Source organism: Sabulicella glaciei (assembly GCF_026183895.1).
GTDB classification, from domain to species: Bacteria; Pseudomonadota; Alphaproteobacteria; order Acetobacterales; family Acetobacteraceae; genus Roseococcus; species Roseococcus glaciei.
On the sequence record NZ_JAPFQI010000003.1, the window covers coordinates 149,495 to 170,881 of the forward strand.

Genomic DNA, 21,387 nt, shown 5'->3' on the forward strand with positions numbered 1-21,387 from the left:
CAGCGCCGCAAGACCGCGTTCGTGATCTGCGGAAACGCCTCTCTGGGCTTTGCGGAGGCCGTGATGCGTCACGCGCCGGAGCACGGCGCGCCCACATCCGCTTCCTCCAAAGGCGCCCTGGCAAACCCGCGCTGCCGCGTCCACGCCATGCATGGATTGTTGGCCAGTCAAGCATTGGCTCCAACAGACAACGTGCGGGAGTAGGCTCCACTTCGGAGCCGCTGGTAATGGCCGCCTTACGTGAGGCGATGCTGGAACCGTGTCGAAACGAGCGCCGATGCACCCCCCAAATGCATGCTTTCCATTGGAAGTAGGACGGCGCTGCGCAAAGATGCCCGCGAGTGGCGATGCGGAGCCAATGCCGACACGCCACCGCTCTCGCAGGGAGGAAAGAATGATTGAGAAGAACCGGGGGCGCCGTGCCCTCCTGGCCGCGGCAGGCGCGGCGACAGGAGCGCTCGCGGCTCCTTCGCTGGGTCTGGCCCAGGGCGGCGGCTACCCCTCGCGCCCGATCACGATCATCGTCCCCTCCCCAGCGGGTGGCGGCACGGATTTCAGCGCGCGTCTCATCTCCGAGCCGTTTGGCCGCGCGCTCGGCACGTCGGTCGTGGTGGAGAACCGGCCCGGCGGCAACGACGTGGTGGGGCTGAACGCGGTGCTGCAAGCCCGTCCCGACGGCCACACGCTGCTGATGGGGTATTGCGGCACCATGACGGGGCGCGCCGCGCTCGGCTCGCTGGGACAGATCGACACGATCCGGGATTTCCTCCCCATCGGCCAGGTGAGCGACACCCCGCAGCTCTTCGTGACGCATCCGACGGTGCCCGTCTCGACCATGCGGGAGTTCGTCGCCTACGCGAGGCAGCGCCCCGGGGAACTGACCTACGCCTCGGCCGGGAATGGCTCCATGCACCACCTCAGCGTCGAATTGCTGAAGCTCCGCACCGGCATCGACCTGCTGCACGTTCCCTATCGGGGCACGGGCGAGACCATCCGCGACCTCGTCGCGGGGCGGGTGCATTTCTACCTGAACTCGCCGCCGCCGCTGGTGCCGCTCGTGCGCGACGGGCGGCTGCGACCCCTCGCCGTCAGCTCGAACGAGCGGCATCCGGGGCTTTCCGACATCCCCTCGGCCGCGGAGGAGGGGATGCCCGACCTGAACATGAATGTCTGGTTCGCCCTCTACGCCCCGCGCGGGACTCCCGAAGAGATCACGCAGCTTCTTTCCGCGAAGTTGAACGAGGTCCTGGCGGATCCCGGCTTGCGGCAGCGCGCCTTCGACGCCGGCGCCCTCGTCACCCCGCTTCCGCCGGAGGGCGTCGCGGCCCGCATGCGAAGCGAGATCGCAAATTGGTCCGAGGTGGTGCGCGCGGCGGGGATCACGGCCGGGTAAGCGCCCGGCGGGTGAGCGGGCCGCACAGCTGAGGCCTGCCGGATGGCGACGCCGCATCCGGCGGACCGCCCGAGGGAGGCGGGCAGCAATCCCTGGCTCCATGGACCTTCCCATGTCAGGCTGCTCCTGCCGATTGCCTGCGAGGAATCCGCATGCCCTGGCTTCTGACCTTCTTCTCGGGCCTCCTCATCGGCCTAGGCGCCGCGACCTATTCCGGCGTGATGGCCTCCTTCGCGGTGGACTGGCTCAACGTGCCGAGCCGGGAGGGAGGCGCGGGTTACTTCGTCCTGTTTTGGATCCTCGCCGGCTTTGTCCTGGGAACGGTCACGGGATGGATCGTGTGCCGTGTCGCCGGCCGCCACGGCGTGTTGCGCGGCTTCGCGATGGCGCTCCTCGCCGTTGCCGCGCCGATCACCATCACCGGCGGCCTCGCTTGGGCACAGAGGGATGTGGCGCCACTGGTGGCCGGCCGTCTTGTCGGTCTCGCGGTCGAGGTGCGGCTGCCACTCGGCGTCACCCCGCCAGCAGAGCCGAGCTTGAACAGCTATGTGCTCCTCGCCTCCGGCCGGCAGCAGAACACCGCGATGGGCGAGATCCTCCTGGAGGAGGCGCGCGAGGAGGACGGCCATTGGATCTTGCCGGGCCAGGTGCTGATCCACGTCACGGCCGAGCCACGCACCCTTGGCGTCAAGGTGGGCGGTGGGAGGGCGCAGTACTTCGAGACGGGCGTGCCCGCGCGCCCCCGAACCCTCGACGCCGATTGGGGGCCGTGGCGCACTCCCTTCCACAGCATTGCGGAAGGCGAGGCGCCGCTCGAGGCTCGCCTCCGCCTCGTCCGTCACAGGCCGCCGCCACGCCCGGAACCTCCACCGCCACCTCCGACGCCCCTGGAGCAGACCCGCCCCGACCCGGATGCCCCGACCGAGGAGTGGTTCCTCCGCACCTCCTACGCGAGCCCGGCCCCGCTCAAGGCAGAGGCGCTCCAGCTGGTGCGTGCGCGGCCAGACTTCGTGCCCGTGCTGCTCGCCCAGATCGCCTCCACCGACCACGAGGCGGCGCGGCGCGCCATGTATCTGGTCGGCGAACTCGATCCGCCCCCGGCCGAGGCCGGGGACCCCATCCGCGCCCGCGCCGCCGAGGTGGTGCGCCTCGCGGAGGCGGTCGATGCCGAGGCGGAGGACAGCCGCGACCGCCTCTACGAAGCCGCGCACGTGCTCGCGACCGGGGTGCAGGCCGCCTCCTTCGGGCTGTGGCGCGCGGGGGTGGACTTGCGGCCGGAGTTGCGCGCGATGGCGGAGGCAGTACACGCGCGCGAGAAGGGCCCGCCACGGGACATCGCCGACCGGTCCATCTGCATCGCCAGCTATTTCGATGGGCTGGAGCGCGGCGTGACCGAGCCGTGCCGCTAGCCAGCCCCCCGCGTCGCGGCGATGGTCGCCGCGTGGGCGAGGCGGTGCCGGGAGCTAGCCTCCTCCCTCACCGCTCGTTGCTGGGTGGGATGAGGTGGACCGGCCCGAAACATGGCCGGTCATGCAGGTGGCGCAACACCTGCGCCGCCAGCACCGCATCCTCATAGGCGCCATGGATCTGCCCGTCGCGGCAAAGCCCGATCTCGGCCAGAACCAGGTCGAGCTTGCCCCGCTTGCCCGGATGCCGCGCCTTCCAGCCCCGCACGGTGCAGAAGCGGCGGGCCGCCGTGTCGAAGCCGCCTGCGCCGAGGCGCCCGAATTCCTGCCCCATCATCCGCCAGTCGAAGGACAGGTTGTGGGCCACCAGCGCCGCGCCGCGGCTGAAGGACAGGATGTTTTCGGCGTGCCGCTCGAACGGGTCCTGGCGCCGGAGATACGCATCGCTCAGCCCATGGACCGCCTGCGCCATGGTGTGGCTGGGCCGCCCGGGATTGAAGACCAGATGCAGGCTGTCGATCAGCTCCAGATCGGAGGAAAGGCGGACCATGCCGAGGGACACCACCCGGTCCTCGCGCGAGGTGCCGGTGGTTTCGGTGTCGAACACCACGACCTCATCCCGCCCGTCCAGGCGGCCCGCCACCATGCCCTCGTCCATCCAGACCAACCTGCCTATCCTTGTTGCTTCGGGAAAGCGCCTGGCGCCAGTCAAGTGCCGCCGCCCGTGGTTCCTGCCGAAGCAGGATTGTCCGAGGTCGCCGCCGCGATAAGAAAAGGATATGGCCATGGGGCTCGCCATACGCCAGCGTCCGGTCGCGGGCTTCCGGAGCCTGACCTGAAGCGGCAGATCTTGTTCGCGAAGTGTTGGTAGCGGCGAGCGGACTTGAACCGCTGACCCCGGCATTATGAGTGCCGTGCTCTAACCAGCTGAGCTACGCCGCCCCTGGGCGCGCGATTTACGCGGCGCGGCCCGCCCGGTCAACTGCGCGCCGCCGGATGAAGCCGCCGGCCAGCACCCGGCTGCCGTCATACAGCACCGCCGCCTGCCCCGGCGCCGCGACGGCGGGGCTGTCGGGCCGCAGATGGAGCGTCGTGCCGTCCCAGGTGGCGGTGGCAGGCTGGGGCTGTTCGCGCCCGCGCAGCTTGGCCTCGCAGCGGAACGCGCCCTCGGGCGGGGCGATCAGCCAGTTCACCTCGCCGAGTGCGACCTCCTCCACCGGCAGGTCGGCGCGGTGGCCGACCACCACGCGGCGGCGCGCCGGGTCCAGCGCGGTGACGAAAAGGCGCTCGGCTGCCGAGACGCCGAGGCCCCTCCCCTGCCCCACCGTGTAGCGCGCGATGCCGCGATGCGTGCCGAGCACGGCGCCGCTCTCGTCCACGATCTCGCCGGGCTCCAGCGCCTCCGGGCGCAGCTTGCCGACCAGCGCGTCGTAGCGACCCTCGGGGACGAAGCAGATATCCTGGCTGTCGGGCTTCTCCGCCACGGGCACGCCCAGCCGCGCGGCATGGGCGCGCACCTCCGCCTTGCTGGTCAGGCCGCCCAGCGGGAACAGGACGCGCGAAAGCTGGTCGCGCGTGGTGTGGGCCAGGAAGTAGCTCTGGTCGCGCACCGGGTCGGCGGCGCGGTGCAGCTCGGGCGATCCGTCCGGCCCGTCCAGCCGCTGGGCATAGTGGCCTGTGGCCAGGGCCTCGCAGCCCAAATCTTCGGCCAGGGCGGTCAGGTCCTGAAACTTCACCGTCTGGTTGCAGCGGATGCAGGGGATGGGCGTCTCGCCGCGGGCGTAGCTGTCGGCGAAATCCTCGATCACCGCCTGGCGGAAGCGCGTCTCGCGGTCCAGCACGTAGTGCGGGATGCCCAGGCCGTCGGCCACGTCGCGCGCGTCGCGGATGTCCTGCCCGGCGCAGCACGCGCCCTTCTTCTGGATCGCCGCGCCGTGATCGTAAAGCTGCAGCGTGGCGCCGATCACCTCGTGCCCCTGCTCGGTCAGTAGCGCGGCGACGACGGAGGAATCCACGCCGCCCGACATGGCGACCAGCACCCTCATGCGGCCGCGAGCCCTTGCTGCCAGAAGCGCTGCTCTAGCCGCGCCGCCTCGGCGAAATCCGCCGACAGGCGGGTGAAGCGCGCGTCGCCGCCATGGGTCACGCCCAGGAAGTCGATCCGCGCCGCCGCCGACTGGGCCAGGGCCTGGTAGTCATCGGCCGCATAGGCCTCGATCCAGGACCGGTAGGGATTGGAGCCGAGGTCGCAGGCCGGATCGGCCATGATGCGCCGCGCCACCTCGCCATACCCGACCGTGCAAGGCGCCAGGGCGATCTCCAGGTCCAGGATGTCGCCGGCGAGGCCGCGATCCATCACCCAGCGCGTGTAGGACACGGTCTCCGCCGTCTCGGGCACGCGCGTCACCTCGGATTCGGACAAGCCCCATTCGGCGCAGAAGCGCAGGTGCAGCTTGGTCTCGTCCAGGATGGCGAGGACGCCGGCGGCCTTGGAGCGCATCGCCTCGAGGCTTTCGCCCTTCACCACCGCCAGGGCCTTGGCGCGGGCGAAGTGGATCAGGAACAGGTAGTCCTGGATCAGGTAGTGCTGGAACGCCTTCAGCGGCAGCGTGCCGTCCGACAGGCGCTGGACGAAGGGATGCCAGGTGTAGCCCGTCCAGTCCGCGGCCGCCGCGTCGCGCAGGCGGCGGAACAGCCCGCCTTCCGCCCCGAAGGCGAGGGGGTCAGCCGCCGGCATTCCGGCTGCCCGCCGGCAGCTTCACCACCAGCCCGTCCAATGCCTCGGTCATGATGATCTGGCAGCCCAGGCGCGAGGTTTCCTGCAGGTCGAAGGCAAGGTCCAGCATGTCCTCCTCATCCTCGGTCGGCTCGGCCAGCTTGGTGAACCAGTTCCCGTCCACGACGACGTGGCAGGTGGAGCAGGCGAGCGAGCCCTCGCAGGCGCCCTCGATGTCCACGCCGTGGCGGTGCGCGATCTCCAGCACGGAAAGCCCCAGCGGGGCCTCGACTTCGCGGCGGGTGCCGTCGCGCTCGATGAAGGTCATCTTCGGCATGCTGCCCGTTACTCCGCGGCCTGCTGGGTGGAGGCAAGGGCGGCCCAGGCCTCGCAGAGCATCCGCGCCGCCCGGTCCACCTCGGCCGGCGAGGTAAAGCGCCCCAGCCCAATCCGCAAGGTGGCGGCGGCTTCCTCCGGTGGCAGCCCCATGGCCGAAAGCACGTAGGAGGGCGTGATCTCGGCCGAGGAGCAGGCGGAGCCGGTGGACAGGCAGAGTTCGGGCACCGCCGCCATCAGCGCCTGGGCGGAGACGCCGGGAAAGGTAAGGTTCAGGTTGCCGGAGACGCGGGCTTCGGCGCTGCCGTTGATCCGCAGCCCCGGCACGCCTTCGCGCAGCACGGACAGGAACAGGTCGCGCTGCCCGGCGATGCGCCCGGCATCCAGCAGCCCCTCGGCCGCGGCGATGCGCGCCGCCTCGCCAAAGCCCACCACCAGCGGCGCGGGCAGCGTGCCGGAGCGCAGCCCCCTTTCCTGCCCGCCGCCGCTGAACAGCGGGACGAGGCGCACGCGCGGCCGGCGACGGACATACAGCGCACCGATGCCGCGCGGCCCGTAGATCTTGTGCGCGGAGAGCGACAGGAGGTCGGCGCGGATCTCCTCCACGTCCAGCTTGATGCGGCCGGCGGCCTGGGCGGCGTCCGTGTGGAACAGCGCCCCCGCCTCCTTCGCGATGGCGCCGATGCTGGCGAGGTCCTGCACCACTCCCGTCTCGTTGTTCACGCCCATGACGGAAACGAGCAGGGTCGGCACCGCCAGCGCCTCGCGCAGCACGCCGAGGTCGAGCAGCCCGTCCGGACGAACCGGCAGCAGGACCGGCTCGAAGCCCTCGGCCTCGAGGTCCCGCACGCATTCCAGCACGCATTTGTGCTCGGTGGAGAGGGAAACGATCCGCCGCCGCTCTCCGTCGCGGGCGAAGCGCGCCGCGCCCTTGATGGCGAGGTTGTTGGCCTCGGTGGCGCCCGAGGTGAAGACGATCTCCCGCCGGTCGGCGCCGATGAGGTCGGCGACGTGGCCGCGCGCCTCCTCCACCGCTTCCTCCGCCGCACGGCCCATGGCGTGCTCGGCGCTGTGGGGATTGGCGAAGTTGTCCTCCCACCAGGGGCGCATCGCCGCCAGTACCCGCGGGTCGAGCGGCGTGGTGGCATGGTGGTCGAGGTAGATGGGTCGGTCCGGGCGCATCGCCCCTCCTATGTGGCAAGCGCAGGGCGCCGTGACGAGAGGCGGGCGCGCACCCCCTCCCATGCGCGGCGGAAGCGCTCGGGCGCGTCGTCGGGCGCGTTCCAGGGCAGGGAAAGGCGGATGCCGCTGCCGGCATCCTCGCCGAACCCCATCGCCTCCAGCACGTGCGAGCGGGCGACCTTGCCGGAGGAACATGCCGCCCCGGCCGAAACCCGCACCCCGGCGAGGTCGAGCGCGATCACCACGGTTTCCGCCGCGACGCCCGGCAACACCGCCAGCACCGTGTTGGGCAGGCGCGGCGCGTCTTTCCCCGCGATCACCACCCCCTCGCCCAGCGCCGCCTCCACCGCGTCGCGCAGCGAGGCGAGGCGTGGGGCGTCGTAGGGGGCGAGGAGCGCGGCGGCGAGGCCGGCAATGGCGGGCAGCGCCTCGGTGCCGCCCCGCCGTCCCTGCTCCTGGCCGCCACCGGGGATCAGCGGGGTCAGGGCGAGGCCGCCGCGCAGCACCAGCGCCCCGGCCCCAGGCGGGCCGCCCAGCTTGTGGCCGGACAGGGCCAGGGTGTTGCCGGGCAGTTCGGCGGAAAGGCGTGCGGCCTGCACCGCGTCCACGTGCAGCAGGGCCCCGTGCGACCGGCACAGCGCGGCGACCTCCGCCAGCGGGTGCAGCACGCCCGTCTCGTTGTTGGCGGCCATGGCACAGACCAGGGCGGGCGGGCCGCCGCGCAACGCCGCTTCCAGCGCCGCGAGGTCCAGCGTTCCGTCGCCGTGGACCGGCAGGGCGGAAGCGCCTTGTGGCGCGGCGGCGCGCACGGCAGCGTGTTCCGTCGCGCCCAGCAGGACCCGGCGCCCCGGCGACAGGGCATGGAGGGCCAGCGCATTCGCCTCCGTCCCGCCGGAGGTGAAGACCACCTCGCCGCCGAAGCGCCCAGCGACGGCACGGCGCGCCTCCTCCAGGATGCGGCGCGCGGCCCGGCCCCCGCCGTGGACGGAGGATGGGTTGCCGCCGGTTGCCAAGGCGCGCAACAGGGCGTCCCGCGCCTCCGGGCGCAGGGGCTCGGTCGCGTTGGCGTCGAGGTCGAGGGGCGTCATCGCCCCGGCAGGTGGCGCGCGATCAGGCGCGGGTCAACTGAACCGGCGCCGCGCCCTGGGAAGGCAAGGCGGCGCGGCCCTGGACTCGGCCCTGCACCACGTCCTCCAGCGAGATGCCCTCCAGGAAGACGCGGATCTGCTCGCCCAACTCGGTCCAGAGGTCGTGCGTGAGGCAGCGCCTTCCCTGCAGGCAGCCCGGCGAGCCCTCCTCGCAGCGCGTCGCACGGATCGGCTCGTCCACCGCCTCCACGATGGCGGCGATGGGGATTTCGCGGGCCGGACGGGCCAAGCGATAGCCGCCCCCCGGGCCGCGCGCCGAACTGACAAGCCCGGCGCGGCGCAGCGGTCCGAAGAGCTGCTCCAGATAGGCCAGGGAAAGCATCTGGGCCGCCGCGATCTCGGCCAGGGAGACGGGCGGGCGGGGGCGACCGGGCGCCGGGGGCACGGCAGCCGCTTCGCGCGCCGCGAGGTCCACCATCGCCATCACCGCGTAGCGTCCCCTCGTGGACAACCGCATACGCCTGACCCTCCCACTCACCGCCATGCGCTGTACTGCCATCAGCCATGCGGCCCTTGAGGCGATTCCATTAGAAAACCAGTTACGGGGCGATTATGCTGCGAAAGCCCCGCGGCATCCTGCTCCGGGGCACCCCGGTGATTGCGCCGTGCCGATCCCCAAGGCACTTCCTTGGACATGAGGCTAGGCGTTCGCTGTTTGCCGCGTCAACCGCTCGGTCGGGCGGACGGGAACGGTTGGACAGGAACGCTGAAGGGTTCCATCGGTTTCATGGCTGCGCCCCGGCGCAGCGCCAACGGCCCGGCGGAGCCGGTCTGGATCGGGTCCACCCCGTCCAGGCCCGCTCCGCCAGGCCCCAGAACGAGAGACGGACGCAAAGGACACCATGCCTGAAGTCATGTTCGCCGGGCCCGATGGCCGCCTCGAGGGTCGCTACCATCACGCGAAGCGTCCCAACGCCCCCGTAGCGCTCCTGCTGCACCCACACCCGCTGCATGGCGGGACGATGAACAACCGCGTCGTCCACAGCCTGTATGGCCGGTTCGAGGCGATGGGCTTCTCCGTCCTGCGCTTCAACTTCCGTGGGGTCGGCAAGTCCCAGGGCCGCTACGACGGCGGCATCGGCGAGATCGGGGACGCCGCGGCGGCGCTCGACTTTCTGCAGATGGTGAACCCCAACGCCTCCATGCTCTGGGTCGCGGGCTATTCCTTCGGTGCCTATGTCGGCATGCAGCTGCTGATGCGGCGGCCGGAGATGGGCGGCTTCGTGTCCATCTCGGCGCCCGCCTCGCACTACGATTTCGGCTTCCTCGCGCCCTGCCCCTGCTCCGGCATGATCGTGCATGGCGAGACGGACGAGCTGGTTCCGGTGTCGAGCGTCGGCAAGCTGGTGGACAAGCTGAACACCCAGAAGGGCGTCACCATCGACTACCGCACCATCCCCGATGCGGGCCACGTCTTCACCCCCACCCAGGTGGACACGCTGGCGGACATGACGGAGGACCACGTACTCTCCGTCCTCAACCGCTCCCGCATGGCGCTGGCCGCCGACTGAGGCGCCCCGCATCCAGCGGCGAAGGGCCGGCCCGCGAAAGCGGCGCCGGCCTTTTTCACGGGCGCGGGACGCGGTATGGAATCCGCCTGAACGAGGCTTAAACGTCCATGCCCACGCGCCGCGCCCTCCTTGCCCTCCCGCTGGCCACGCCCGCCCTCGCTCAGGGCGGCTGGCGTCCCGATCGTGCCCTTTCCATGGTGGTCGCCTTCGCCGCGGGCGGGGGCACGGACCTCGCGGCGCGCACCATCGCGCGCTTCATGGAGAAGGATCTGGGCCAGCCCGTCGTGGTGATGAACCGCCCCGGCGCGGGCGGCGAGATCGGCTTCACCGAACTGGCCCGCGCGCGGCCGGACGGGCTGACCATAGGGTTCATCAACACGCCGCACATCGTCACCCTTTCGATCGAGCGGCGCACCCGATTCCGGCTGGAGGATTTCTCCCTGCTCGGCAACATCGTGGACGATCCGGGCGGGCTGTGGGTGCGCGCCGACAGCGAGATCCGCGACTTCGCCGGGCTGCTCGACGCGGCGCGGGCGCGGCCGGGGACGATCGGCTATGGCACCACGGGCGTCGGCTCGGACGACCACCTCGCCATGCTGGCGCTGGAGCGGAGATCGGGCGCCTCCTTCCTGCACGTGCCCTTCGGCGGCTCCGCGCAGGTCAAGCAGAACCTCCTGTCCCGCGCGATCCCCGTCGCGGTGATGAACGTGGCCGAGGGCGTCCCGGAGATGCGCCAGGGCGTGCTGCGGCCGCTGGCGCAGATGGGCACGTCGCGCTGGGCGCCGCTGGCCGAGGTGCCAACGCTGCGCGAGCTGGGCTTCGACGTGGTCGAGGGCTCGATGCGCGGCATGGCCGCCCCCGCCGGCCTGCCGCCCGAGGTGCTGGAGCGCCTCGCCCTGTCCGTCCGCCGCACGGTGGAGGACCCCGAGTTCCAGGCCAGCGCCACGCAGCAGAACCTGCCGCTGCGCTACCTGGGCCCGACGGAATACGCCGCCGAGCTCCAGGCCCTGCGCGCCAGCTACCAGGCGCTGTGGAACGAGCATCCCTGGCGCGACTGACCGGGCAACCGCGGATCATGTTCACGCATTGTTCGCGCATGAGCCAGGAAGAACCCAACCCCAAGACCCAGCCGCAGCCCGGCAGCAACACGGTCAAGGACCCCGAGGACTGGACCACGGGCGACGAGCCGATGACCGGCGCCCAGGCTTCCTATCTTAAGACCCTGTCGGAGGAATCCGGCGAGGCCTTCGAGAAGGACCTGACCAAGGCGCAGGCCAGCATCAAGATCGACGAGCTGCGCGAGAAGACGGGCAAGGACGAGAAGTAGTCCTTCCCAGGCAACCCCCGGCCGTGCGAGGGGCTGTGGCGGCATGCGCCGCCGCGTCCTCCTGCTTGGCCTCCTCGTCCTGCCCGGCCCTGCCGACGCGCAGCGCCGCGGGCGTTCGGCCGAGGCGCTGGAGGCGGCGCGCCGCTTCCTGTGCCCGAATGGCGGCACGCCGCAGGGCCGCGGCCGCTGCGCCCCCTCTGCCCGGGGCGGCGGCCTGTCCTCCGACGTGGACCCGGCGGTGCGCGGCTGGGATCGCGGCATCGCCCCCGCCACCCGCGCCCAGCGCCCCTGCCCCGAAGGCACCCGCGCCGACACGGCCGTCGCCAATCCCGGCGTGACGCGCTGCGTCCCAGTGTGACGCGAGGCCGACGGACCGACGCCCCCGGGCGGAAACCGGTCTAGCCTGCCGCGATGCTCCCACGCCGATTCGTCCTTGCCCTGCCCGCCCTGGTGCTGGGCACGCCGCGTTCCGCGCCCGCTTCCGGACCAATCTTCACCCTGGGCGTCGCCTCCGGGGAGCCACGGCCGGATTCGCTGGTGCTGTGGACGCGCCTCGCCCCCCTGCCGCTCGAGCCCGATGGCGGCATGGGCGCCGCCCCGGCCGAGCTGGGCTGGGAATTGGCGGAGGATGAGGGATTCCAACGCATCCACCGCAGCGGCCGCGTCACCGCGACCGCCGATGAGGCGCATTCCGTCCATCTGGAGTTGGACGGGCTCCCGCCCGGCCGCTCCTTCTTTTTCCGCTTCCACGCGCGCGGCGAAGCGAGCCCGGTGGGGCGCACCCGCACCGCGCCCGCGCCGGAGCATGACGGGCCGGTCCGCTTCCTCGCGGGTGGCTGCCAGAACTGGGAGCACGGGGTCTTCACCGCCTGGGCCCATGCGGCGCGGGAGCCGGACATCGCCTTCGTTTTCCACTACGGAGACTCGATCTACGAGCGCGCGGGCCGCCTGCCCGGCGCGAGCGGCGTGCCGGTGGTGCGAAGCCACCAGGGCGGCGATTGCCTGACCCTCGCGGATTATCGCATCCGCCATGCCCAGTACCGCACCGACCCAGACCTGCAGTCGCTGCACGCCGCCCATCCGGTGATCGCCAGCTATGACGACCACGAGGTGGAGAACAACTGGGCCGGCGACCACTCGCAGCAGGACGGGTCCCGCCGCTTTCCCAGGCTGGTGACGCCGGAGGAGTTCGCGCCGCGCCGCGCGGCAGGGCAGCAGGCCTGGTGGGAGCACATGCCCGTCGCCCGCGCAGCGCGGGACGGCGCCTATCGCCGCTTCCGCTTCGGCCGCACCCTTGCGCTGCACGTGCTGGACACGCGCCGCTTCCGCGACGACCAGCCTTGCGGCGACGGGGGCCAAACCCCCTGCCCAGCCGCCTTCAACCCACAGGCGCAGATGCTCGGCGCAGCGCAGGAAGCCTGGCTGCGCGAGGGATTGTCGCACGCAAACGCGCGGTGGCAGGTGCTGGCGCAGCAGATCTTCCTTTCGCAGCGCATCCTCGCAGGCGACCGCCGCTCCATGGACTCCTGGGATGGCTACCCGGCGGCGCGCGAACGACTGCTGGCCATGCTGCGCGGGCGAGATTGCGCGGTGCTGACCGGCGACGTGCACCGCGCCTGGGCCGGCGACGTGGCGGCGGAGCCGGGCGGCGCGCCGGTCGCCGCGGAATTCGTCGCCACCTCGATCACCAGCGAGGGCGACGGCTCGGACATGCAGCGCGGCGCCGCCGAGATCCTGTCGCGCAATCCGTGGCTGCGCTTCCATTCCAACCATCGCGGCTACACGCGGCACGAAGCGTGCGGCGACGTTCTGGAAGCGCGCTTCATGGCGGTGCCTTTCGTGTCCCGCCCCGGCGCACCGCTGCTGGAAGCGGGGCGCCGCGTCGCACTGGCCGGTCGCCCCGGGGTGGTGCCGGGCTGAGGGCGCCGATAGGTTTTCGGCGAAAAGGGAGGAGCGGCATGGCACGCATCGGGTTCATCGGGCTGGGCAACATGGGCGCGCCGATGGCGCGCAACCTCGCGAAGGCGGGGCACGAGGTGCATGGCTTCGACCTGAGCGAGGCGGCTATGGCGGCAGCCGAGGCGGGCGGTGTCCGGCGCGCCGCCTCGGGGGCGGAGGCGGCGCGCGGCGCGGAATTCATCCTTACCATGCTGCCCGCCGGTCGCCACGTGCGCGACGCCTGGCTGGGCGCGGGCGAGCTGGCCGCGGCTTCGGGCGATGCCATCCGGATCGATTGTTCCACCATCGATGTCGCGACGGCGCGCGAAGTGGCCCAGGGCGCGCGAATGCTGGACGCCCCGGTCAGCGGCGGCACGATGGGCGCAGAGAACGCGACCCTCACCTTCATGGTCGGCGGCGCCGAGGCCGACTTCGCCGCCGCCCGCCCCATCCTGGAGGCGATGGGCAAGACGGTCGTGCATTGCGGTGGCCCGGGCGCCGGGCAGGCGGCGAAGCTGTGCAACAACATGCTGCTCGCCATCAGCATGATCGGCACTTGCGAGGCCTTCGCGCTGGCCGAGAAGCTGGGCCTGTCGCACGAGGCGCTGTTCGAGGTGTCCAGCAAGTCTTCCGGCCAGTGCTGGTCGCTGACCACCTACTGCCCAGTGCCCGGCCCGGTGCCGGGCAGCCCGGCCAATCGCGGCTACAAACCGGGCTTCGCCACCGCGCTGATGCTGAAGGACCTCGGCCTGTCGCAGGAGGCGGCGCGGTCCTCGGGGGCGGAGACGCCGCTCGGCGCCGCCGCCCTCTCCCTCTACGAGCGCTTCGCCGGGGAAGGCGGGGCGGAGCGCGACTTCTCCGGCATCATCGAGATGCTGCGCGGGCGGTCCTGATCAGGCGAAGGGATCCGGCTCGCCGGGCGGCAGCGGCACGCCGGCCACGTTCAGCGTGAAGCCGACGGCGGTGTAGTAGCCGCAGGTGGCGAGGAGTTCGGCACAGCCACGCTCGCCGAACAGGGACTTGGCGCGGGCGAAGGTGGCGTCGGACACGTTGCCCGTGTCGTTCAGCTCCCGCGCGAAGGCGTAGACCGCCGCCTCGTCCTCCGCGAGGTCCTTTGGCGTCTGGCCCACCCGGATCGCCTCGGCGATCTCGGGGCGCAGCCCGCCATCCATCGCGAACTTATGGTGCGCGTACCACTCATAGCGCGCCTTCCACCGCGCCGCGGTGACCAGGATGGCGAGTTCGGAGAGGCGCGCGGGGAAGGTGGTTTCCCAGCGGATGTAGCGCCCCACGGCCTGCATGCGGTCCGCCAGCTCGGGCGCGTGCAGCCAGGCCGGGAACGGCCCCTTCACCCCGGCGCGGGCGCCGCCGGCGATGCGGTCCGCCACTTCCTTCTGTTGGGCGGTCATGGTCTCGGGCGTCAGTTCGGTGAAGCGGGGCATGGCGTCGTCCTCGTGGATGATTGGCGCTAGGATCGCCGCATCCGGGGGAAGCGCCAATGGCCGTGCGGAACGTCCTTTTCATCATGTGCGACCAGCTGCGCTGGGACCATCTGGGCTGCGCGGGCCATCCCTTCCTGCGGACGCCCAACATCGACGCGCTGGCGGCGCGCGGCGTGCGCTTCGACCAAGCCTATGTGCAGTCCGGCATTTGCGGCCCGTCGCGGATGAGCTTCTACACCGGGCGCTACGTCGCCTCGCACGGGGCGACGCACAACCGCGTCCCGCTTTCGGTGGGCGAGGTGACGCTGGGCTGGCACCTGCGCGAATCGGGGCGCACCCTCGCGCTGGCCGGCAAGACGCACATGCTGCCCGACACGCACGGCATGAAGCGCCTGCTGCTGGACGGGCAGGACGAGCTGGCGGTGCTGCTGCGCGAGGGCTGGTTTTCGCTCGTGGACCGCCATGACGGCCACCATGCCGAGACGGACAGCGCCTACGCCCATTGGCTGCGCCGCCAGGGCTATGACGGCGCCGACCCCTGGACCGAACACGTCATCGCCGTCACCGCGCCGGATGGCAGCGTCCGCAACGGCTGGAAGATGCGCAACGCCCGCCTGCCCGCCCGCGTGGCGGAGGAGCACAGCGAGACCGCCTACACCACCGACATGGCGCTGCGCTTCATCGAGGAGCAGGGCGAGCAGCCCTGGGTGCTCCATCTTTCCTACGTGAAGCCGCACTGGCCCTACATCGCCCCCGCCCCCTATCACGCGATGTACGGGCCGGAAGAAACCCTGCCCGTCCAGCGCCATGAGGCGGAGCGCGGCCCCGACGCGCACCCGGTGCTGCGCGAGTTCCAGGCGGAGGAGGTGGCGCAGAGCTTCCAGCGCGACGAGTGCATCGCCGCCGTGCGCCCGACCTACCAGGGGCTGATCGCGCAGCTGGACGCGCATCTCGGCCGGGTTTGGGAGTTGCTGGAACGGATGGGTCGCTGGGAAGACACGCTGGTCGTCTTCACCTCCGACCATGGCGACTACCTGGGCGACCACTGGCTCGGCGAGAAGGAGTTGTTCCACGACTGCATCCAGCGCGTGCCGATGATCCTCGCCCTGCCCGGCGGCGTGGCCGGGCGCGTCGAGTCGCGCTTCGTCGAGGCGGTGGACATCGCGCCCACGATCTTGGACGCGCTCGGCCTGCCGGCGGCGGAGCATGTGATGGAAGGCCGTTCCCTCCTGCCACTGCTGCGCGGCGAGGAACGGGCGGAATGGCGCGGCTTCGCCATCAGCGAGCTGGACTGGACCTTTCGTGGGGCCCGGCGCCGCCTGGGCCTGCCCACCGGCCAGCACCGGGCCTTCATGATCCGCGACCGCGACTGGAAATACGTCCACTGGACGTCGGGCATGCCGCCGCAGCTCTTCGACCTGCGCGCGGACCCGGAGGAGTTCCACGACCTCGGCCGTGCGCCGGAGCAGGAGGCGGTTCGGGCGCGGATGCGCGAGGCGCTGTGGGACTGGGCCAGCCGGCTGAAATGCCGCACCACCCTCACCTGGGCGGAGGCGGAGTTCCGCACCGACCGCCACAAGGCGGTCGGCGTCTTTTATGGCGAGTGGTAGCGGGGCCTCAGCCCTGCGCGCCGACCGCGTGGTAGCTGCGGTCGAAATACATCAGGGCGGAACCCGGCACGCCCTGCCGGATCGCCTCGATCTCGGCGAAGAGGACGCTGTGCGTGCCCTTCACCAGCACCTCGCGGATGCGGCAGTCGAAATTCACCACCGCGCCCTCCAGCACCGGCGCCCCGGTGACGAGGCGCTCCCAGTTCCCCGACTCGAAGCGGGCCGCGCCCTCCACCCCGGTCAGCCCGGCGAAGACCTCCGACAGCTCGCGCTGGGTGGCGGAGAGCGTGTTCACGCAGAGCACCATGTTGCGCAGGAACACGGCGTTGGAGGCGGCGGCGCGGTTCAGGCAGACCAGCAGCGTCGGCGGCTGGTCGGTGACGGAGCACACGGCTGAGGCGGTGAAGCCGGCGCGCCCGCCCTCGCCATCCGTGGTCACGACGTTCACCGCCGCGCCCAGCCGGGCCATGGCATCGCGGAATTCCTGGCGGGGGACGGGCATCACGAAACTCCTGGCGGTTTGGGGCGCGGCGGATCCGCTCCGGCCTCGCGGCGATCCGCACCTGGCGGGGCTGCGCGTCGGTGCCGATCGCGATCTCCTGCAGGGGTGGCGGGCCGCCGCCGGAACCTTCGCGCCAATGCGCGCCGAGGTCCACCTGCACCTCGGGCTATTCTCCGCGCGGGGCGGTGGCGGGGCATCGCATCCGCCGTTACATGGTCAGGAAGGAAACCGCGCCAAGGAGAAACCGCATGCCCGAGATCACGCTGGACGCCGCCGATGGCTCCGGGCGCTTCGCCTGCCATGTCGTCATGCCGAAGGCGGCGCCCGCCGGCGCAGTGGTGATGATCCAGGAGATCTTCGGGGTGAACGCCAACATGCGCGCCCTGTGCGAATGGGCGGCGGGCATGGGCTTCATCGCCGTGGCACCCGACCTGTTCTGGCGGCAGGAGCCCGGAGTGCAGCTGGACCCCGACGGAGGCCAGGCGCAGTGGGAGCGCGCCTTCGCGCTGATGAATGGCTTCGACCAGGACAAGGGCCTGGCCGACATCCAGACCGCCATCACCGCCGCGCGCGGCATGCAGGGCGCCAACGGCAAGGTCGGCACGATGGGGTTCTGCCTGGGCGGGCGCATGGCCTTCAAGGCCGCCTGCCACACCGACGCGGATTGCAACGTCAGCTATTACGGCGTCGGCCTCGAGAACCTGCTGGACGAGGCGAAGGCCATCCGCGGCCCGCTGCTGATGCACATCGCCGAGAAGGACAAGTTCGTCCCACCCGAGGCACAGGCGAGGATCCTGGCTGGGCTGTCCGGCAACACCAAGGTGACGGCGCATGTCTATCCGGGAGTGGATCACGCCTTCGCCCGCATGGGCGGCCATGCCTGGGATGCGCGGGCGGCCACCATCGCCAATGGCCGCACCGCGGAGTTCCTGGTGGAATACCTGGGTTGAAGGGGATTTCCCTCAGCAGGGCGAGGGGACGGCTTCCAGCTCGCCCAGCGTGCCGTTCACCACGAAGTCGCCGAAATCCATCTTCAGCTCGTCGGCGACACCATTGGCGTAGTAGCGCAGGCTGACCTCGTAATCCGGCGTGCCGGCGCCTGCCTGGGCGTCGGGCGTGCGGTCGAAGAAGGCGATCCGCATCCGGACGCTGCCTTGGCTCGAAAGCGCCGGGAAGGCGGTGCTGGCCTGCGCCTCCTGCCAGGGGCCGGTCATGACCGTGGTCGTGTCCTGCGCCCCGTCGGCGCTGGTCCCGTCGAAGAGCGGCACCGCCAGGATGCGCTGCCCCGCCCGCGCGGCGGCCAGCGCCCGGATGGTGTGGATCATCGGGAAGAGCGTGCCCTGCGGCAGCGCATCCTCGCGCGGCGTCGGGTCGGCGTAGCGGACGCGGCCGCCCTCGGGCGTCGCACGCGCCTCGCCCGACACGCGGGAGGTCACGGCGCCTTCCGTCATCTGCGTGAGCGAGAAGCGGAGCGCCGAGCCGTCCTTGGCTTCCAGCGTGGAGTAGTCGGAGGAGGTTTCGACCGTGTTGCCGTCACGGTCGGTCAGCACCAGGGAGAAGCGCTGCCGGGCGGCCCAGGAATCGCAGGCATCCACCACCTCGAACAGCATCACCCCCCGTGCCTGGGTGACGGAGGAGGTGTCGCGCGCCGTGTCCAGCGACAGGCGATAGGCGCCCCGGTGCGCCAGCATGGCCTCGTGGCCCGGCTCGGGCGCGGCCCAGGCCGGGACAGTGATGGAAAGGGCCGCGGCGGCGGCGAGGAGGGTGCGGCGCATCATGGGGGGCAATCTAGGGACTTCCCCGCCCCGCCGCACCCCATGCCGTCCCTTACTTTTTCGCAGGCGGCAGGACGACCTTGAGTGAAAGCTCCTTCAGCCGCGCCTCCTCCACCTCGGCCGGGGCGCCCATCATGAGATCCTCGGCCTGCTGGTTCATCGGGAAGAGGATGACCTCGCGGATGTTGGGCTCATCGGCCAGCAGCATGACGATGCGGTCGATGCCCGGCGCCGAGCCGCCATGCGGCGGGGCGCCGTAGCGGAAGGCGTTGAGCATGCCGCCGAACCGCGCCTCCACCACCTCGGCGCCGTAGCCCGCGATCTCGAAGGCGCGGAGCATGATGTCCGGGCGATGGTTGCGGATGGCGCCGGACGACAGCTCGATGCCGTTGCAGACGATGTCGTACTGGTAGGCCTTGATCGTCAGCGGGTCTTGCGTGTTCAGCGCCTCCAGCTCCCCTTGCGGCATGGAGAAGGGGTTGTGGCTGAAGTCGATTTGCCCCGTTTCCTCGTTCAGCTCGTACATCGGGAAGTCGGTGACCCAGCAGAAGCGATAGGCGTCCTTCTCCACCAGCCCGAGCTCGGTGCCGATGCGGGTGCGGGCCTTGCCGGCCAGCTTGGCGGCGTCCGCCTCCTTGCCCGCCGCGAAGAACACCGCGTCGCCGTCCTTCAGCCCCATCTGCTCCCGCAGCGCCAGGGCGCGCTCGGCCTCCAGGTTCTTGGCGATCGGGCCGGCGGCGGCGCCGTTCTCGAAGGTGACGTAGCCGAGGCCACCCGCCCCTTCGCCCCGCGCCCATTCATTGAGCTGGTCGAAGAAGCGGCGCGGCTGCGAACCCGCGCCCGGTGCCGGGATGGCTCGGATGACGCCGCCCGAGGCGGCGATCTTCGCGAAGAGCCCGAAGGACGACCCGGCGAAGTGCTGAGTCACGTCGGCGATGCGCAGCGGGTTCCGCAGATCCGGCTTGTCCGAGCCGAACTCCAGCATCGCCTGGTCGAAGGGGATGCGCGGGAAGGGCGCGGGGGTGACCGCGCGCCTCGTGCCGGTCCAGTCCGCGAATTCCTCGAAGACGCCGTGCAGCACCGGCTCGATGGCGGCGAACACGTCCTCCTGCGTTACAAAGCTCATCTCGAAGTCGAGCTGGTAGAACTCGCCCGGGGAGCGGTCGGCGCGGCTCGCCTCGTCACGGAAGCAGGGGGCGATCTGGAAGTAGCGGTCGAAGCCCGCGACCATGCAGAGCTGCTTGAACTGCTGCGGCGCTTGCGGCAGCGCGTAGAACTTGCCCGGATGGAGGCGCGCCGGAACCAGGAAGTCGCGCGCACCCTCGGGGCTGGAGGCGGTCAGGATCGGTGTCTGGAACTCGGTGAAGCCCCCCTCGATCATGCGCCGCCGGATGGAGGCGATGACGGAGGAGCGCAGCATCAGGTTGCGGTGCGGCTTCTCGCGCCGCAGGTCGAGGAAGCGGTAGCGCAGGCGGAGGTCCTCGGGAAACTCGGCCTCGCCCGCCACCTGGATGGGCAGAACCTGCGCCTCGGACTGGACCGACAGTTCCTTCACGCGGAGCTCGATCGCGCCGGTGGGCAGGCGGTCATTCACCGTCGCGCCCTCGCGCGCCACCACCTCGCCCGTCACCGTGACGACGCTCTCGGGCCGCAGCCGGTCGGCGGCGGCGAAGACCGGCGAGCCAGCCGGGACGACGCATTGCGTGACGCCATGGTGGTCGCGCAGGTCGATGAACAGCAGCCCGCCATGGTCGCGCTTGCGGTGCACCCAGCCGGACAGGCGGGCGGTCGTGCCGGCATCGGCGGCACGGAGCTGGGCGCAATGGTGGGTGCGGTAGGCGTGCATCGGGCGTCCTCGGAAACGGCCCCGCATAGGGAGGCCAGGGGAGCGCCTGTCAAGGTGCGGCCTTGCATGGCCGGGGATTGCTGCCAAAAGGGGCGGCGATGACCCGCCTGATCACCGATGCGGCCGAGCTGGCCGCCCTGTGCGAGCGCCTGCGCGCCGAGCCCTTCGTCACCGTGGACACCGAGTTCATGCGCGAACGGACCTACTACCCCGAGCTCTGCGTCGTGCAGCTGGCCGGGGAAACGGAGGTCGCCGTCGTGGACGCCCAGGCGGAGGGCATGGACCTCGCCCCCCTGGGCGACCTGCTGGCCGACCCGGCGGTGATCAAGGTCTTCCACGCCGCGCGGCAGGACGTGGAGATCTTCCTGCTGCGCTTCGGCGCCGTCCCCGCGCCGATCTTCGACACGCAGATCGCCGCCATGGTGGCCGGGTTCGGCGACCAGGCCAGCTATGACAGCCTGGTCCGGTCCCTGGCTGGGCAGTCCATCGACAAGGCGCACCGCTTCTCCGACTGGTCGGCGCGTCCGCTTTCCGAGGCGCAGATCGCCTATGCCGCGGCCGACGTGACGCATCTGCGCGTGGTCTACCGCAAGCTGCGGGAGAAGCTCCTGGCCGAGGGGCGGCTCGACTGGGTGGCGCAGGAGATGGACGCGCTGCTCGACCCCAAGGGCTACGTGACCGAGCCGGAGGAGGCCTGGGAGCGCCTGCGGCCCAAGTCCAACAATCGCCGCTTCCTGGCCGTTCTGCGCGCCGCCGCCTCCTGGCGCGAGGCCGAGGCGCAGCGCATCGACATTCCGCGCGGACGGCTGGTGAAGGATGAATCCCTGGCAGAGGTGGCGGCCAGCGCCCCGGAGACGCCGGACCAACTGGCCCGCATCCGTGGCGTCAGCGAGGGCTTCGCGCGCGGCAAGTCCGGCGGCGGGCTGCTCGCCGCCATCGCCGCCGCGAAGCGCCTGCCCGAAGGGGAATTGCCCACGCCGCTGGAAGCACGGCGCGGCGCCGGGGCCTCGCCCGCGCTGGTGGCGCTGCTGAAGGTGCTGCTGGCGGCGGCCAGCGAGGCGCACAACGTCGCCCCGCGCCTCCTTGCCGACACGGAGGATCTGGAGCGCCTGGCCTCGGAATCCGAACCCGATCTGCGCTGCCTGTCCGGCTGGCGCCGCGAGGTGTTCGGCGAGGATGCGCTGGCGCTGAAATCCGGCAAGCTGGCCCTGGGCGTGGCGGGGCGGCGGGTGCGGCTGATCCGGACCGCCTGAAC

The 21,387-nt window shown here is 71.4% G+C and carries 22 protein-coding genes and 1 tRNA gene; 11 read left to right on the forward strand and 12 right to left on the reverse strand.

The features are described from left to right. Positions 1 to 394: 394 nt before the first annotated feature. Both OF850_RS07485 and OF850_RS07490 read left to right on the forward strand, forming a co-directional pair. The gene (locus OF850_RS07485; protein ID WP_301589356.1) at positions 395 to 1,393 is read left to right on the forward strand and encodes a Bug family tripartite tricarboxylate transporter substrate binding protein; all 999 of its coding nucleotides are present in this window, start codon (positions 395 to 397) and stop codon (positions 1,391 to 1,393) included. Positions 1,394 to 1,545: 152 nt separating this feature from the next. Then, complete coding sequence (locus OF850_RS07490; protein ID WP_301589357.1) at positions 1,546 to 2,802, forward strand: hypothetical protein; 1,257 nt, start codon at positions 1,546 to 1,548, stop codon at positions 2,800 to 2,802. Positions 2,803 to 2,869: 67 nt separating this feature from the next. On the opposite strand, the gene OF850_RS07495 is transcribed toward OF850_RS07490, so the two are convergent. The 8 genes from OF850_RS07495 to OF850_RS07530 all read right to left on the reverse strand — a co-directional run bounded on the left by OF850_RS07495 (position 2,870) and on the right by OF850_RS07530 (position 8,638). Further along, positions 2,870 to 3,457: a 3'-5' exonuclease gene (locus OF850_RS07495; RefSeq protein WP_301589442.1), complete on the reverse strand. Its 588-nt coding sequence runs from the start codon at positions 3,455 to 3,457 to the stop codon at positions 2,870 to 2,872. 207 nt (positions 3,458 to 3,664) lie between these two features. Then, positions 3,665 to 3,741: transfer RNA gene (locus tag OF850_RS07500), tRNA-Met, on the reverse strand. A gap of 14 nt (positions 3,742 to 3,755) precedes the next feature. Beyond that, positions 3,756 to 4,844, reverse strand: a complete 1,089-nt coding sequence (gene mnmA, locus OF850_RS07505; RefSeq protein WP_301589358.1) for a tRNA 2-thiouridine(34) synthase MnmA — start codon at positions 4,842 to 4,844, stop codon at positions 3,756 to 3,758. Continuing rightward, positions 4,841 to 5,536: a TenA family protein gene (locus tag OF850_RS07510; RefSeq protein ID WP_301589359.1), complete on the reverse strand. Its 696-nt coding sequence runs from the start codon at positions 5,534 to 5,536 to the stop codon at positions 4,841 to 4,843. Before OF850_RS07510 ends, mnmA begins: the two co-directional genes overlap by 4 nt. After that, entirely contained in the window at positions 5,523 to 5,852 is a 330-nt protein-coding gene (locus tag OF850_RS07515) for a ferredoxin family 2Fe-2S iron-sulfur cluster binding protein (protein WP_301589361.1), read from the reverse strand. Before OF850_RS07515 ends, OF850_RS07510 begins: the two co-directional genes overlap by 14 nt. Positions 5,853 to 5,860: 8 nt before the next feature. Continuing rightward, the gene (locus OF850_RS07520) at positions 5,861 to 7,033 is read right to left on the reverse strand and encodes a cysteine desulfurase family protein (RefSeq protein ID WP_301589362.1); all 1,173 of its coding nucleotides are present in this window, start codon (positions 7,031 to 7,033) and stop codon (positions 5,861 to 5,863) included. 8 nt (positions 7,034 to 7,041) lie between these two features. Continuing rightward, positions 7,042 to 8,121, reverse strand: a complete 1,080-nt coding sequence (locus OF850_RS07525) for a cysteine desulfurase family protein (protein ID WP_301589363.1) — start codon at positions 8,119 to 8,121, stop codon at positions 7,042 to 7,044. A 22-nt stretch (positions 8,122 to 8,143) separates the two neighbouring features. Continuing rightward, positions 8,144 to 8,638, reverse strand: coding sequence for an Rrf2 family transcriptional regulator (locus OF850_RS07530; protein ID WP_301589364.1), 495 nt, complete (start codon positions 8,636 to 8,638; stop codon positions 8,144 to 8,146). 385 nt (positions 8,639 to 9,023) lie between these two features. Here OF850_RS07530 and OF850_RS07535 point away from each other — a divergent pair, with 385 nt between their 5' ends. From OF850_RS07535 to mmsB, 6 genes are all read left to right on the forward strand, one after another. Beyond that, positions 9,024 to 9,692, forward strand: coding sequence for an alpha/beta hydrolase (locus OF850_RS07535; protein WP_301589365.1), 669 nt, complete (start codon positions 9,024 to 9,026; stop codon positions 9,690 to 9,692). Between the two features lie 107 nt (positions 9,693 to 9,799). Next, positions 9,800 to 10,750, forward strand: coding sequence for a Bug family tripartite tricarboxylate transporter substrate binding protein (locus OF850_RS07540; RefSeq protein ID WP_301589366.1), 951 nt, complete (start codon positions 9,800 to 9,802; stop codon positions 10,748 to 10,750). Positions 10,751 to 10,788: 38 nt separating this feature from the next. Further along, the gene (locus tag OF850_RS07545; protein ID WP_301589367.1) at positions 10,789 to 11,019 is read left to right on the forward strand and encodes a DUF3072 domain-containing protein; all 231 of its coding nucleotides are present in this window, start codon (positions 10,789 to 10,791) and stop codon (positions 11,017 to 11,019) included. Between the two features lie 43 nt (positions 11,020 to 11,062). After that, positions 11,063 to 11,377, forward strand: coding sequence for a hypothetical protein (locus OF850_RS07550; RefSeq protein WP_301589369.1), 315 nt, complete (start codon positions 11,063 to 11,065; stop codon positions 11,375 to 11,377). Between the two features lie 53 nt (positions 11,378 to 11,430). After that, complete coding sequence (locus OF850_RS07555) at positions 11,431 to 12,939, forward strand: alkaline phosphatase D family protein (protein WP_301589370.1); 1,509 nt, start codon at positions 11,431 to 11,433, stop codon at positions 12,937 to 12,939. A 38-nt stretch (positions 12,940 to 12,977) separates the two neighbouring features. After that, positions 12,978 to 13,850, forward strand: coding sequence for a 3-hydroxyisobutyrate dehydrogenase (gene mmsB / locus OF850_RS07560; protein WP_301589371.1), 873 nt, complete (start codon positions 12,978 to 12,980; stop codon positions 13,848 to 13,850). On the opposite strand, the gene OF850_RS07565 is transcribed toward mmsB, so the two are convergent. Beyond that, positions 13,851 to 14,399: a carboxymuconolactone decarboxylase family protein gene (locus tag OF850_RS07565; protein ID WP_301589372.1), complete on the reverse strand. Its 549-nt coding sequence runs from the start codon at positions 14,397 to 14,399 to the stop codon at positions 13,851 to 13,853. A gap of 62 nt (positions 14,400 to 14,461) precedes the next feature. On the opposite strand from OF850_RS07565, the gene OF850_RS07570 reads away from it, so the two are divergent. After that, positions 14,462 to 16,009 carry a sulfatase-like hydrolase/transferase gene (locus OF850_RS07570; RefSeq protein WP_301589373.1) on the forward strand — a complete coding sequence of 516 codons (1,548 nt, stop codon included), beginning with the start codon at positions 14,462 to 14,464 and terminating at the stop codon, positions 16,007 to 16,009. Between the two features lie 7 nt (positions 16,010 to 16,016). Here the strand turns inward: OF850_RS07570 and OF850_RS07575 are convergent, their stop codons facing one another. Then, on the reverse strand, positions 16,017 to 16,511 hold the full coding sequence (locus OF850_RS07575; RefSeq protein ID WP_301589375.1) for a flavin reductase: 495 nt from the start codon (positions 16,509 to 16,511) through the stop codon (positions 16,017 to 16,019). Positions 16,512 to 16,759: 248 nt separating this feature from the next. On the opposite strand from OF850_RS07575, the gene OF850_RS07580 reads away from it, so the two are divergent. Further along, positions 16,760 to 17,461 (forward strand): dienelactone hydrolase family protein, encoded by a 702-nt coding sequence (locus tag OF850_RS07580; protein ID WP_301589377.1) that lies wholly within the window; start codon positions 16,760 to 16,762, stop codon positions 17,459 to 17,461. Between the two features lie 12 nt (positions 17,462 to 17,473). Here OF850_RS07580 and OF850_RS07585 read toward each other — a convergent pair whose 3' ends face one another. Both OF850_RS07585 and aspS read right to left on the reverse strand, forming a co-directional pair. Next, positions 17,474 to 18,289: an EipB family protein gene (locus tag OF850_RS07585; protein WP_301589379.1), complete on the reverse strand. Its 816-nt coding sequence runs from the start codon at positions 18,287 to 18,289 to the stop codon at positions 17,474 to 17,476. A gap of 49 nt (positions 18,290 to 18,338) precedes the next feature. Beyond that, on the reverse strand, positions 18,339 to 20,132 hold the full coding sequence (gene aspS / locus OF850_RS07590; RefSeq protein WP_301589381.1) for an aspartate--tRNA ligase: 1,794 nt from the start codon (positions 20,130 to 20,132) through the stop codon (positions 18,339 to 18,341). Positions 20,133 to 20,230: 98 nt separating this feature from the next. Between aspS and rnd the strand changes: the two genes are divergently transcribed. Next, positions 20,231 to 21,385 carry a ribonuclease D gene (gene rnd / locus OF850_RS07595; RefSeq protein ID WP_301589382.1) on the forward strand — a complete coding sequence of 385 codons (1,155 nt, stop codon included), beginning with the start codon at positions 20,231 to 20,233 and terminating at the stop codon, positions 21,383 to 21,385. The last annotated feature ends 2 nt before the right edge of the window (positions 21,386 to 21,387 follow it).